This window comes from Kitasatospora sp. NPDC004289, from assembly GCF_053602875.1.
The window spans coordinates 1-13,443 of record NZ_JBSGEL010000043.1 but is presented as its reverse complement, the minus strand read 5'-3'; the positions used below and the strand labels follow the sequence as shown (position 1 = coordinate 13,443).

At 71.1% G+C, this 13,443-nt stretch carries 7 protein-coding genes; 6 read left to right on the top strand and 1 reads right to left on the bottom strand.

All coding sequences use genetic code 11. The features are described from left to right. The first annotated feature begins 79 nt into the window (after window positions 1–79). From ACWEPF_RS26095 to ACWEPF_RS26085, 3 genes are read left to right on the top strand one after another with little or no spacing between them, the layout of a single operon-like run. A complete protein-coding gene (locus ACWEPF_RS26095; RefSeq protein ID WP_452174421.1) occupies window positions 80–1,162 on the top strand; it encodes a hypothetical protein in 1,083 nt (360 codons plus the stop codon). A gap of 23 nt (window positions 1,163–1,185) precedes the next feature. Next, window positions 1,186–2,799 (top strand): extracellular solute-binding protein, encoded by a 1,614-nt coding sequence (locus ACWEPF_RS26090; RefSeq protein ID WP_452174420.1) that lies wholly within the window; start codon window positions 1,186–1,188, stop codon window positions 2,797–2,799. Continuing rightward, window positions 2,786–3,349 (top strand): hypothetical protein, encoded by a 564-nt coding sequence (locus ACWEPF_RS26085; protein ID WP_452174419.1) that lies wholly within the window; start codon window positions 2,786–2,788, stop codon window positions 3,347–3,349. The genes ACWEPF_RS26090 and ACWEPF_RS26085 overlap by 14 nt, the downstream gene beginning before the upstream one ends. Before the next feature lie 263 nt (window positions 3,350–3,612). On the opposite strand, the gene ACWEPF_RS26080 is transcribed toward ACWEPF_RS26085, so the two are convergent. Next, window positions 3,613–6,471 carry a LuxR C-terminal-related transcriptional regulator gene (locus tag ACWEPF_RS26080; protein WP_452174418.1) on the bottom strand — a complete coding sequence of 953 codons (2,859 nt, stop codon included), beginning with the start codon at window positions 6,469–6,471 and terminating at the stop codon, window positions 3,613–3,615. Window positions 6,472–6,684: 213 nt separating this feature from the next. On the opposite strand from ACWEPF_RS26080, the gene ACWEPF_RS26075 reads away from it, so the two are divergent. The 3 genes from ACWEPF_RS26075 (at window position 6,685) to ACWEPF_RS26065 (ending at window position 13,331) form a co-directional block, all read left to right on the top strand. Further along, the gene (locus ACWEPF_RS26075; protein ID WP_345284284.1) at window positions 6,685–7,353 is read left to right on the top strand and encodes a response regulator transcription factor; all 669 of its coding nucleotides are present in this window, start codon (window positions 6,685–6,687) and stop codon (window positions 7,351–7,353) included. A gap of 402 nt (window positions 7,354–7,755) precedes the next feature. Then, window positions 7,756–11,361, top strand: coding sequence for an NACHT domain-containing protein (locus ACWEPF_RS26070; RefSeq protein WP_452174417.1), 3,606 nt, complete (start codon window positions 7,756–7,758; stop codon window positions 11,359–11,361). Between the two features lie 155 nt (window positions 11,362–11,516). Then, window positions 11,517–13,331 (top strand): bifunctional metallophosphatase/5'-nucleotidase, encoded by a 1,815-nt coding sequence (locus ACWEPF_RS26065; protein ID WP_452174416.1) that lies wholly within the window; start codon window positions 11,517–11,519, stop codon window positions 13,329–13,331. Window positions 13,332–13,443: the final 112 nt, after the last annotated feature.

Here is a 13,443-nt window from a genome sequence, read left to right as displayed (position 1 = left end):
ACCCTCGGTTCGGGTGCCGCTCCCGACCTGGCGGGAATCTCAAGGTCCTGAAGTGCCGCTGGTGGGGGAAGGGTTGACGATGAGAGGACGAGTCATCGGCGTACTTGCGGCGCTGGTGCTGCTGGGCGGGGTGGCATTCGCGCTGCTCCGTCCGGAATCCGGACCGGGGCTCGCCGAAGTGCGGATCCTGATCGGTTCGGAGAAGGCGGAGTTCTTCAACGACCCCGAAGTGGCCGCCGAGTTCCGGGCCAAGGGGTTCGAGGTGAAGAGCCAGACCATCGGCTCCTGGTCGATGGCGAACGCGAAGCTGGACGGCTACGGAATGGTCTTCCCGGCCAGCCGGGGGCCGGCCGAGGAGGTGGCCAAGAAGCGCGGCATCACCACCGAGCCGGTCCGGCCGTTCTACTCGCCGCTGGTGGTGATCGCGCGTCCGAACGTGGCCGCCCTGCTGGTCGACAAGGGCTACGCCACCCACAAGGACAACCAGGCCTGGAAGTTGGACATGGCCAAGTACCTGGAGGCCGTGGGCAACGACGTCCGATGGGACAAGATCAAGGAGCCGCAGGTCATCCCGGAGCTGGCCGGCGACCTCTACGTGACCAGCACCGACCCGGCCACCTCCTCCTCGGGGGCGCTCTACCTGGCCGCGGCCGCCTACGTGAAGAACGGCAACCGGGTGGTCTCCGACGCCGCCGGGGTGCAGGCCGTCGCCCCGCTGCTGCGCAAGCTGACGGCCAAGCAGGGTGACCAGAAGACCAGTTCGGACGGCCCGTTCAAGGACTTCCTGAGCGGGGTCGGCAATCCCCTGGTGCTGACCTACGAGTCCCAGGTGGCCTCGCTGGTGGCGCACGGGACCACGGTGAAGGACCTGGTGGTGCTCTACCCGGACACCACCGTTTCGAGTGACCACACGGCGGTCGCCTTGACGCCGGACGGGCAGAAGATCGCCGAACTGCTGCGGGACGACCCGAAATTGATCAACCTGGCGGCGCTGCACGGCTTCCGCCCGCAGGCCGACCCCGGGGCGTTCGCCCGGGCGCTCAAGGAACCGAACCCGACCACGGCCTTCGTGCCGGGGCTGTCCGAGGCCGGGATCGTGCAGGCCCAGCCGCCGACGGTCGAGGTGCTGGCCCAGCTGGTCGACGCCGCCAAGGGGAAGTGAGGCAGGGGATGAGGGGGGACGGAGTGCTGCGACGGATCGCACCCGCCGTGCTGGCGCTGGCGCTGGCCGGGACGGGCTGCACGAGCGAGGGCGGGGACGGCGGCGGGACGGCGCAGCCGAAGGACGGCGTGCTCCGGGTCCTGGCGGGGAGTGAACTCCAGGACATGGCGGCCGTGTTGGCGGACGCCAAGGCGGCGACCGGGGTCACGGTGCAGTTCACCTGGACCGGTTCGCTGGACGGGGCCGACACGGTGGCCTCGGGGCAGGCGGACGGCAAGTACGACGCGGTCTGGTTCCCGTCCAACCACTACCTGCGGCTGGACGAGGCGGGCAAGGGCAAGCTGCTCTCCGAGACGCCGGTGATGAGCACGCCGGTGGCGGTCGGGGTGCGGTCCACCATGCTGAGCGAGCTGGGCTGGGGCGACGGCTCGCAGGTCACCTGGGGGAAGATCGGCGAGGCGGCGGTGGCGGGCAAGCTCAGCTACGGCATGGCCGACCCGTCCCGCTCCAACTCCGGCTTCTCCGCGCTGGTCGCGCTGGCCTCGGCCTTCTCGGGGGCCGGCTCGGCCCTCACCGACGCCGACGTGGCCAAGGCCGCACCGCAGTTGAAGCAGTTCTTCAGCGGACAGAAGCTGACCTCGGGCTCCTCGGGCTGGCTGGCGGAGGCCTACCAGAAGGCCGCCAAGCAGAACGAGACCAAGGTCGGCGCCCTGGTCAACTACGAGTCGGTGCTGCTCTCGATGAACCGCACCCTGCCCGCCGAGGACCGGCTCACCGTGGTCCGGCCGGTGGACGGGGTGGTCTCGGCCGACTACCCGCTCAGCCTGCTGGCCTCGGCCGGCAAGCCCGCGCAGGACTCCTTCCAGCGCCTCGGCCGCTACCTGCTCGACCCCAAGGCGCAGCAGCGGATGACCGAGGAGACCCTGCGCCGCCCGGTGGCCACCGGGGTGGCGCCGGCCGCCGGTCTGCCCGCCGACCGGCGCCGGGAGCTGCCGTTCCCGGGCACCCGGGCGGTGGCGGACGGACTGCTGACGGCGTACCAGAACGAACTGCGCCGCCCGTCCCGGACGGTGTACGTGCTGGACACCTCGGGCTCGATGAAGGGGGCCCGGCTGGAGTCGCTGAAGGCCGCGATGGCCCGGCTGACGGGGGCCCAGGACCCGCGCGGACAGCGGCGGTTCCGCCAGCGCGAGGAGGTGACGGTGGTCGAGTTCGCCTCGGTGGTGAAGTCGGAGCGGACCTACCGGATCCCGGCCGGGCCGCCGGAGGCGGAGCTGGCCCGCATCCAGCAGGAGGTCCAGGGCCTGACCGCGGACGGCGGCACGGCGGTGTACAGCAGCCTGAAGGAGGCCTTCGAGCTGGTGGCCCGTCAGCGGGCCGAGAGCAACGACGACCGCTTCACCTCGATCGTGGTGATGACGGACGGGGAGAGCAACGAGGGGCTCAAGGACCAGGAGTTCCGCGCCTGGTACGGGGGGTTGTCCGGGGCGGCGCGGGCGGTGCCGGTCTTCCCGATCCTGTTCGGCGACGCGGCGACCGGGCAGCTCCAGGGCATCGCCGACCTGACGGGCGGGAAGCTGTTCGACGGGCGGGGCTCGCTGGACGGGGCGTTCGAGGAGATCCGTGGGTATCAGTGACCGGCTGCTGGGGTACCTGGAGTCGCCGCGCAACCTGATCGGGTGCGCGGCGGGCACCGGGGGCCTGGCGCTGTACTTCGCGGGGGCGGCCGGGCCGTGGTGGCCCGCCGTCGTCGCAGGGCTGTACGGGGCGGGCGCGCTGCTCGCCCCCCGGCGGTGGCCGTGGGACCGTCAGGAGGGCGGTGGCGCGCCCGAGGTGGAGGCCGCGCCCGGGCCCGCGGGCGGGGCGGTCGGGCCGACGCCGGTGCCGCGGCCCGTGCCGAAACCGCCACGGCCCAAGGCGCTGCCCTCCGAGCTCCGGGCGGAGCTGGCGGTGCTGCGGGAGCGGGCGGCGGCCGTCGGGCTGCCGTCCTCGGTGGACGCGGAGGGGCTGTTCGCGGCGCTGGCGAGGGCGGAGGCCGGGCCGGCACGGCAGCTGCTCCTCCGGGAGCTGCCGCTCGCGCTCGACGGCTACGTGCGGGCCCGCAGCTGGGAGACGCTGGTCCCCGGCGGGGTCGACCCGACGGCAGCCCTCAAGGCCGAGCTGGAGCGGCTCGCCGGTCTCCTCTGAGGCCGCCCACCCGCCCGCCGCTCCGGGCCACCGGGGCGAGGTTACCGCCGGGTTGCCCTTGCGGACACCCCGGGTCGTCCCTCGCCGGTGACCGTCCGGCCCTGGTGTCACTCCCGTCACTGCAGGCAGGCTTGGCCTCACCAGCAGACCGGAGAGGACCGCCCCAGGTGACCGCCGCCCCACCGCATCCGCCGGTGCCGACGGCCACCTCCCCCGGACGGCGCCGTGCCCGCCTGCGCACCCGTCTGCACCCGCGCCTGCGGTCACTCCTGCGGCTGCTCCAGCACTCCCGCCAGCTCGGCCCGCCGCTTGATGCCCAACTTCCGGAAGCTGTTGGTCAGGTGGGTCTCCACCGTGCGCAGCGCCAGGTGCAGCAGCTCGGCGATCTCCGGGTTGGAGTTGCCCTCCGCCGCCAGTCGGCAGACCCGCTGCTCACCGGCGGTCAGGGCGCCCGCGCCGGTCTGCCGCTGCCGGTCGGTCCGTGCCCCGGAGGCCAGCAGCAGGTCGGCGGCGACGGCGCGCAGCCGGACCGCGCCGATCCGTTCTGCCCTGCTGACCGCCTCCCGCAGGGCCTCCCGGGCAGCCGCGCGCTGCCCGCTGCCGCCGAGCAGCCCGCCGAGGGTGGTCAGCGCGGGGATCAGCTCGACGTCCAGCCCGTCCGCGCGCAGCAGCCGCACCGACTCCTGGACGGTGGCCAGCCCCTGCCGTCCGCCGGTGGCGGCGCCGAGCACCCGCAGGGCCCGGCCGACGGTCCGCGGGGTGTCCCAGACGCGGGCCAGGCGGAGCTCCTCGGCGGCGAGTTCGGCCGCCGGGCCGACCTGACCGAGCATCAGGTGGCAGTCGGCGGCGGCCGAGCGCCAGGGGGTGACGATCGGGCTCAGCACCTGGCGCTCCAGCTGGCGGCGCCCGCAGTCCAGCAGGTCGGCCAGTGCCTCCTCGGCCCGTCCGTCGGCGAGCCGCAGCAGACCGCGGGCGTAGACGAGTTCGTTCAGCTCCCAGGAGGAGGGGCCGCCCGGCGGGCTGTCCTCGAAGCCGGCCGCGATCAGCTGCCGGGCCTGCACCGGGTGCCCGGTCTCGCAGAGGGCGAGCACGGCCTGGGAGGTGAGGTGGGCGTTGCCCAGGCTGAGCACGCCGCGCTGGTCGGAGGCGGCGGCCAGCTCCTGCAGCATCAGGGAGAACTGACCGCGCATCATCCGGCTCTCGGCCCGCACGCTGAGCAGGCACTGGTAGGCCGGGTGGAGCTTGGCGCCCCGGTGCGCGGTGAGGCCCTCGGCGACCAGCCGGTCCGCCAGGTCCAGCCGGTCGGCCCACTGGGCCAGGGTGGCGGCGGAGGCGGTGAGGTAGCTGGCGGAGAAGCTGTCCATCGGCTGGGCGGTCAACTCGACCACCCGGCGGGAGACCTCGGTGGCCGAGAGCCGTCCGCTGGTGGCGTCGAACTCGGTCAGCAGGCTGTAGGCGGCCGGGGCCACGCCGGTGGCCGAGCGGGCCTCGATCCGGCGCACGCCGTCCACCACCTGGAGCCAGCTCTCGCCGTCGTGGGAGGCGATCATCGCGGTGGCGGCGTGCACGGCGTGGGCCAGGTCGGAGCGGTCGGCGAAGCGCTCGGCCAGGTCCTCCAGCACGTCCAGGGCGGCGGCGGTCTCGCCGCGGCCGGCCAGCGCCACGCCCAGTGCGTTGGCGGCCTCGAAGACCGCCTCGTCGGAGCGGTGCAGCCGGACCGCCTCGGCCAGGTGGCGGGTGCCGTTGACGGACTCCGGCGGCCCCAGAGCCACCTCCAGGCAGCCGAGTTCGACCAGGACGGAGCCCCGGCGGCACTGGCTGAGCGGCTCCCGCAGCGCGCGCCGCAGCAGCCGCACCGCGTACTCGCGGTCGCCGTCGCGCTGGGTCTGCCGGGCGGTGCCGATCAGCACGTCGGCGGCCCACTCGGCGCCGCACACCTCGGTGTGCAGCAGCTGTTCGGCGACCAGGTCGTCCGGCGCGCCGCGGCCGTAGAGCAGGGTGGCGACGCCCCGGTGCAGTTCGGCCCGGCGCTGGTCGCTCCAGCCGGCGAGCAGGGCGGTGGCCAGCCACGGGTGGGCGAACTCCGGCAGCGCGCCGCCGCGGCCGGGGCGCAGCAGGCCGACGGCCTGCAGGCCGTGCAGCCAGTCCGGGAGCCAGCCGGAGAGGTCGGGGCCCTCGGACGGCCCGGCGTGCCCGGCGTACTCGGGGTGCCCGGGGTACTCGGGGTGCTGCGAGCGGTCCGGTCGGCCGGTGCGGCCCGACTGGGCGGCGACCAGGTCGGCCAGGCCGACCGAGCCGGTGCGGGTACCGCTGAGCTGGGCGAGGGTGCGGGCCGCGGTGGCGGCCGGCTCGCCGACGCGCTCCAGCCAGTGGCCGACCGCCTCGCGGAAGGCGCCGGTCGGCACCGGGCCGAGTCCGTCGCCGACCGGGCGGCCGTCCGGGCAGGTGAGGGCGGTGAGCAGCAGCGGCAGTCCGGCGGTGGCCCGGTGGCACTCCTGGACCAGGCGGTCCGGCACCGGGCGTTCGAGCCGTGCGGCGAGCAGGGCCGCGGTGCCGGCCGGGCTGAGCGGTGCGAGGCGGCGGGTCTGCAGCACGGCGGCGGGCAGGCCGGCGCCGAACGGCGGCCTGCGGTCCGCCCGCCCGGCGTCCCGGCGCTCCGTCACCACCAGCAGCACGGGCAGCTGGTGGAGCCGGCGGGCGAGCTGGCGCAGCCAGTCGGCGGAGGCCGGGTCGGCGTGCTGGACATCGTCCACCAGGAGCAGCAGCGGGCGCCGTACGGCGGTCTCGCGGAGCACCTCCCAGGGGGTGCGGCCCTCCTCGTCGGGGACGAACTCCGGTCCGGATCCGCTGAGTTGGCGGGCCACCGCGTACGAGTGGCCGGTCTCGTCGGGGGCGCAGGCCGCCCGGCGCACCGTCATGCCCCAGGAGACGGCCGGGCCGGCGACGGCGTCCAGCAGGGCGCTGCGTCCGATGCCGGTCGGGCCGGTGAGCACCAGCAGGGTGCCGGCCCCGTGCCGGGCCAGGTCGGCCAGCCGGGCCGCCTCGGCCAGTACGGCCTGACGTTCCACCAGACCGGCCTGTGCCGGGCCCAGCACCCCGGCGGCCGTGCCACCGCTGTACATCGCTTCCCCTCCCACAACCGCTCCTGCTCATTCCACGTGTCCACCCCCTGACCCGGACCCCCCGAACGACCACTTCGTGGTGTGACCTTCGTCTCACCCCGTGGATCTCGTGGTGGACCACGATGGTCACCCCGAGGTGCCCGCGGTGAGCATGTGAGCAGTCGGGGAGGGCGAGGGCTGAGCCGTTCCCGCATGTCAGGGCACCGACGAGGCATGAGGCAGGCCACCGTGACGATCCAGTTCGCCGACGAGACACTGCGGCACACCGCCGTGGTCCAGGTCGCGATCCATGCGACCGACCCCATCTCCTACGCGGGCGCCGCCAGTCAGCTGCGCGCCTGCGGCGACCTCCAGGTGGTCTCCGAGGCCGGACCCGGCACCGTCACCGTGGTGGTCGCGGAGAGCGTGGACAACGCCGTCACCGGGACCATGCGGCGGCTGGTGCACCGGGACGGCAGCCGGGTCGTCCTGGTGGTGGACCAGATCCGGGAGGCCGACCTGCTGGAGGCCGTCGAGTGCGGCGTCTCCGCCATCCTGCGGCGCCGCGAGGCCACCGCGGAGCGGCTGGGGCAGGCCGTGGTGGCCGCCGCGCGCGGCGAGGGCGACCTGCCCGGTGACCTGCTCGGCCGCCTGATCGCCCAGATGGGCCGGCTCCAGCGCAGCGTCCAGGGCCTGCCCGGATACGCCCCGCCCGGCATCTCCGAGCGCGAGTCCGACATCCTCCGGCTGATCGCCGAGGGCTGGGACACCGGTGAGATCGCCGGGAAGCTCTCCTACTCCGAACGGACCGTCAAGAACGTCCTTCACGGCCTGACCACCCGCCTCAACCTCCGCAACCGCGCCCACGCCGTCGCCCACGCCCTGCGCGAGGGTTACATCTAAGCCCCAGCGGGTGCCCCCGCCGCCACGGGGGTACTGGTTCCGACACCTAACGGCTCACGGGTCACGACGATCGGCGAACCAAAGTGACTAGCCGACCGAGCACCGCCATGGCGGCGGCGCGGCGGCTGCGGCGAGTGGACCACACTGCGGGCAGCACCACTCCGACGAGGACCACGAGTACGGTGACAGCGAACACCATGGTGGTGATCTGAGCGGGCGACAAGGACATGACTCCTCCTGAGTAGCGGTTGACGGCGCGTCGGTTCGGCGCCTCCCCGAACGCTCGCTCACGAGACAGCCGCCAAGGCCCCGCGCCGAAGAACTCGAAAGCTCGCACCGGCTGACCTGCCGTTCCGTAGGCTGACCCGGAAGTTCTCCGAACACGGCCGAACAGGGGGCGTCTTGGCGGTTGACCAGGCTTCGGACTCGGTCACCGAGTTCTACGGGAGACTTCGCCGGCTGCTTCGCGAGTGCCGCGTCTCACAGGCCGACCTGTCCAGAGCCCTGAACCGCAGTCAGGGCACGATCTCCGAGCTGCTCCGCGGCCACCGAGCCACGCCGCCCCATTGGGAGGACATCCGCGCGATCGTGCAGTACTGCCGATCGCGTGCCCCGGAAACGCGGATCGACGTCGACTGGTGGCGCCACCAGCACACCGAGCTGGAAGAGGCACTTGAGAGTGCCAGGCGCGCTCCGGCAACCGAGCGAGTGGACGCCGTTCCCGAGGACTTCGCCGAAGCCGTCGCGGTCCTGGCGGCCGGCCGGCCTGGTCTGCGCAACCTCGCGAGCGACATCCTGCGCCCACTGGAGCTCGCCGGAGCACCGTCCACAGATCTGCGGAGGCTGTTCGCCGGCTTCGCGGAGCGAGTACGTCGTGCCGCCGGCACCACACGCACGGCCCTGCTCTGCGCGGCCGACCGCGTCGTTCTGGTGGCAGCATTCTGTGAGGCTGTGGCCGAGACCGGACTCACCAGGAACATCAGCCACGGCAACACCACCCATGACGTGGCGGCCGCCGTACTGGCCGAATTCGACTGGCTCGTGCTCGGCTCCTCTCACGTTCGAGAGACAACAGAGTTGCGGAACGAGATAGCCGCCGCCTACCAGTCCGCCGCGGAGATGGTCCACTCACAGGTCGAGCTCCAGTCCCTCTCCTCCGAGCGGTTGGGGGCGCTGGCGCTACGCCGGTACTCGACCGTCCTAGGAGGTCTCACCTTCCAGTGCGCCGAGCTGCGCATCACGTCCGAAACCTTCGAAGGCACCTCAGAGGACGACCTGACCGCGATGGTCCCGGAGGTTGGTCTCACTCGGTTTGGCAGCCTGTTGTCCGAGTTCGCGGGTGGTGGGCACCTTTCCGCAGGTGCCCGAAACCGCTTGCGAGGGCCGGTCAGTCACGCTGGCGGTTCCGGGTTGGTCATGCCGTCCCGCGTGGCGGGCTACGTCGAGCCCACGTTTCGAGTGGCCGCCCATGCCGTCGAGAGGAAGCTCTCCAGTGACTCGTGGTGGGACCGCCAACCCATCCGCGACGACCTTTCCGGCTTCCTGGCAGCCTATCTCCTGACCGATCGAGCCACCCAGGGCCCACTGATCGTGCTTGGACATCCCGGCTCCGGGAAGTCGCTCCTCACCCAGTTACTGACCGCGTGGCTGCCAGAATCCGAATTCCTCTGTGTCCGCGTGGAGTTGCGCCATGTACCAGCGGATCTTGACCTCCAAGGCCAGATCGAGGAGGCCATTCGCCAGACAACCGGCCGCCAGACGTCCTGGCCCGATCTGAGCGAGACAGACAAGGACCTCCTGCGTGTGGTGATTCTGGACGGCTTCGACGAACTACTGCAGGCTGCCGCCGGGAGCTCAAGTGCCGACTCTCACTGGAGCTACCTCAGAGAAATCGTGCACTTCCAGCAGCGCGAGGCCGAACTCGGCCGCCCGACCACGTTTGTCGTCACCAGCCGCACGGTGGTTGCCGACCGGGTGGACACTCCGAGCGTCAGCACGGTCATCCGGCTGGAACCGTTCGACAACGATCGCGTGGACCGCTGGCTGACCGTCTGGGCCGACGTCAACCGCCGGTACTTCGAGATTTCCGGGCTCGTACCGTTGAACACGGAGGCGGTGCGCCGACATCAGGATCTGGCGAGGCAACCTCTGCTCCTGCTGCTCCTGGCTCTGTACGACGCCACCCACAATGACCTCCACGAGCTCTCGCAAGACGACATCGACCGTGGTGAGCTCTACGAACGTCTACTCACGGAGTTCGTCGGTCGTGAAGTGGTCAAGAGTGCAGGTCCGCTGCCGGCGGCCCAGGAAAGCGTCCTGGTGGAGCAGGAATTGCGACGACTGGGGGTGATCGCCGCGGGAATGTTCAACCGCGGCCAACAGAGCATCCTCAGTACTGCGGCCCGCATTGACCTGAAGGCGCTGACCGGCGAGGACCGAGCCGACTCGATCTTCGGCCGGTTCTTCTTCGTCCATGAAGCCCGGGCCGAGGTGGCGCGTGTTGAGATGAAGTCGTACGAGTTCCTGCACGCCACCTTCGGTGAGTACCTGGTGGCGCGTCAGATCGTGGCTGAGCTGAGCGACCTGCTCACTGCGGCCCGTCCTACTGACCGGGACCGACTACCGGACCACCGACTCTGCGCACTGCTCTCGCATGTTCCGCTGACTGACCGCGCCGAAGTAGCCCAGAACACTGCCGACTTGCTGGCAAGTGGCAGAGCGGGCCCGCAAGAGAAAGTGACCCCCCTACTCCGCCTGCTCTTCCGTCAGATCGGCGAGTCCGAAAGCGACCTGTCCTCGATGTACGCGCCCACCGCCCGACCCCGGTCCGGGCGGGACGCCATATACCAGGCGAACATCCTCTTCCTGGCCGTGCTGACCACTGGCTCCGTCAGACTCCGCGAGTTCACGGAGCAACCCTGGTGGCGCCTCAGCTTCCTCTGGCGTTCCCAATTCGATGCGACCTCATGGGATTCCTTCACCACAACACTCTCCGTCAGGCAAACACTCGACGGAGAGGCGGACACACTCCTCCGGCTTGGCCTCCCCTCCTCCAAACGCCCTCCGGAGGGCCCTTCAGCGGATGGCCGCGGGCCAGGGACCTACTACGTGTCCCAAATCGCGCAGGCCTCGGACATCATCCGCAGAACCGACTTCCTGGACGACGACGACACCCAAGCCCTCTTGCACGCCATCATGCCTCTACTTGACGGCGCTCCCGAGACCCTGCGGACCATCAGGGTCGATGCCGTCCACGGGGCCAAGTCGGCGGCCCACACGCTGCTGACGCTCCTGCTCCACGACACCGCCCATGCTGAACAGCTGTCGCAGCGCTACCGCGACATAGCAGCAGCGCTGCCCTACCTTCCCGACACACAAGCCAACCGGATCAGCTGTTCCCTGATCCCGCATCTCGCCCGCGACGCTTCCCACCTGTCCGGGGAGTTGGTGGTCCGTCTGCTGAACAACCTGACAGATGATCGCTTTCCTGCCGACAAGCTCGACGAGGAACACCGACTGTCCCTGCTCACCTGTGTTCGTAGCCAGTTCGGACGGTCAGGAGTACCCCACCCACGGCTTGCCGCTGTCGCACGACGGCTACTGCTCGCGACGGATCTCAGCCTCGAACGGCCAGAAGGCAATACCTGGGGCGGCCTTCGAGCAGTCCTGAGCCTCACCGAGGCCATCTCTCCCAACCTGCTGGGTTCACGCTTCAGCGGAGAGCAGATCCTGACCACCGGGGCGGCTCTCCTGCACCGGTCCAATACGACTGCCGACCGGCCGCCGGCCGACGTGGTGGTCGGTTTGGTACGGCTGGCCATCGAGCTCAGCAGGGACGATTGGCTCGTACTGCATGCCGAAACGCTCCTTCTGCAACTGCAGGTCGAGGAGTTCTGCTTGCTGCGCCCCAGTGACGTCAAGGTGCTCTGGCGGACTGTTCGGAACCAGGTTGTGGTGTCGTCGCTCTTGGCGGCCGAGCACGCATGGACCCGAGGCCCAGGCGGGTGAAATGAGTGCATGCGAGCATGTTTCATGTGCGGGACTTGCAGAGCTCACCTGCCGGAAAGGTGCCGGGGGTGTTCGCGGGCGGGTTTTGCGTGCAGACTTCTACGCGCGTCACCGTCTGCCTGCTGACGCCCCGTCCGTTCACGTTGGAGCCCTTCATGCCCTTGAACCGTCGTGACTTCGTCGCCCGGTCGGCGGTCACCGCCGCCGGTGCCGCCCTGGCCGGTGGCCTGCCGATGGTCACCGCCACCGAGGCGGCGGCCGCGCCCGCCGAGCAGCGCGGCCGCGAGAAGAAGAAGCAGACGTTCACCGTGATGGGCACCACCGACCTGCACGGCCGGGTGCTGAACTGGGACTACTTCACCGACGCCGAGTACGACGACAAGGCGCACAACGACGTCGGCCTCGCCAAGATCGCCACCCTGGTGAAGCAGATCCGGGCCGAGAAGGGCTGCGAGCGCACCCTGCTGATCGACGCCGGCGACACCATCCAGGGCACCCAGCTCGCCTACTACTACGCCCGGGTCGAGCCGATCACCGGCAAGCGCGCGCCCAAGCACCCGATGGCCGTGGCGATGAACGCGCTGAAGTACGACGCCGCCGCGCTGGGCAACCACGAGTTCAACTACGGCATCCCGCTGCTGCGCGCCTTCGAGCGCCAGCTCGACTTCCCGCTGCTGGGCGCCAACGCGCTGGACGCGAAGAACGAGCGCCCCGCGTTCCCGCCCTACGTCATCAAGGAGCTGCACCTCGGCCACGGCCGGGCGCTGCGGGTCGGCATCCTGGGCCTGACCAACCCCGGCATCGCGATCTGGGACAAGGCCAACGTGGCCGGGCAGATGGTCTTCCCCGGCATCGTGGAGCAGGCCAGGAAGTACGTGCCGCGGCTGCGCTCGGCCGGCGCCGAGGTGGTCGTGGTGGCCGCGCACACCGGTGCGGACGAGCCGAGCTCCTGGGGCGACCAGCTGCCGTGGGGCGAGAACGTCGCGGCCGAGCTGGCCGCCGCGGTGCCCGGCATCGACGCGGTGCTGGTCGGCCACGCGCACAAGGAGATCCCGCAGCGCCTGGTGACCAACCGGGAGACCGGGAAGACCGTCGTGCTCTCCGAGCCGCTCGCCTGGGGCCAGCGCCTGACCTGCTTCGACTTCGAGGTCGAGTTCGAGCGCGGCCGCTGGAACGTCACCTCGGTGACCTCCCGGGTGCTCAACTCCAACACCGTGCCGGAGGACAAGGAGGTCGTCCGGCTGATCGACGCCCAGCACCGGAAGACGGTCGCCTACGTCAACCAGGTGATCGGCACCTGCAAGAGCGAACTCTCCATCGCCGAGGCCCGGTTCAAGGACGTCCCGATCATCGACCTGATCGGCCGGGTCCAGGTCGACACCGTGAAGGCCGCCCTCGTGGGCACCTCGTACGCGGCCCTGCCGGTGCTGGCCCAGGCCGCGCCGTTCAACCGCACCGCCGTGATCCCGGCCGGCACCGTCAAGCTGCGCGACGCCGCCGGGCTGTACATCTACGAGAACACCCTGGAGGCCCGGGTCCTGACGGGTGCCCAGATCAAGGACTACCTGGAGTACTCGGCGAAGTACTTCGCCCAGCTGGCCCCCGGCGACGCGGTCAACCTCGACACGCTGACCAACCAGGCCAACACCCCGGACTACAACTTCGACTCGGTGTACGGCGTCTCCTACGACATCGACCTGACCAAGCCGGTCGGCTCCCGGATCGTCGGCCTCACCTTCGAGGGCGCCCCGGTCGACCCGGCCGCCCAGTTCGTGCTGGCGGTCAACAACTACCGGGCCAACGGCGGCGGCAACTTCCCGCACGTGGCCAAGGCCACGGTCGCCTGGTCCAACTCCGAGGAGATCCGCAACACGATGATCACCTGGGTGAAGGCCAAGGGCGTCATCGACCCGGCCGAGTTCGGCGGCGGCACCTGGCGCCTGGTCCGGAACGGCGTCCCGCTGTTCTGACCGGGTCCGAACCGGGCATGTACGAGTTGGCGGCACCGGGCACCGGTAGAACCTGAACGCCCGCTCAGGCGGCGCGGCGGCGTTCGGGGACGGACATGGTGTCGAAGAGGGC

Excerpts from the sequence above, each read along its gene's own strand:
- ACWEPF_RS26095 (WP_452174421.1), top strand. The coding sequence starts at position 80 with ATGAGAGGACGAGTCATCGGCGTACTTGCGGCGCTGGTGCTGCTGGGC.
- ACWEPF_RS26080 (WP_452174418.1), bottom strand. The coding sequence starts at position 6,471 with ATGTACAGCGGTGGCACGGCCGCCGGGGTGCTGGGCCCGGCACAGGCC.
- ACWEPF_RS26075 (WP_345284284.1), top strand. The coding sequence starts at position 6,685 with ATGAGGCAGGCCACCGTGACGATCCAGTTCGCCGACGAGACACTGCGG.
- ACWEPF_RS26065 (WP_452174416.1), top strand. The coding sequence starts at position 11,517 with ATGCCCTTGAACCGTCGTGACTTCGTCGCCCGGTCGGCGGTCACCGCC.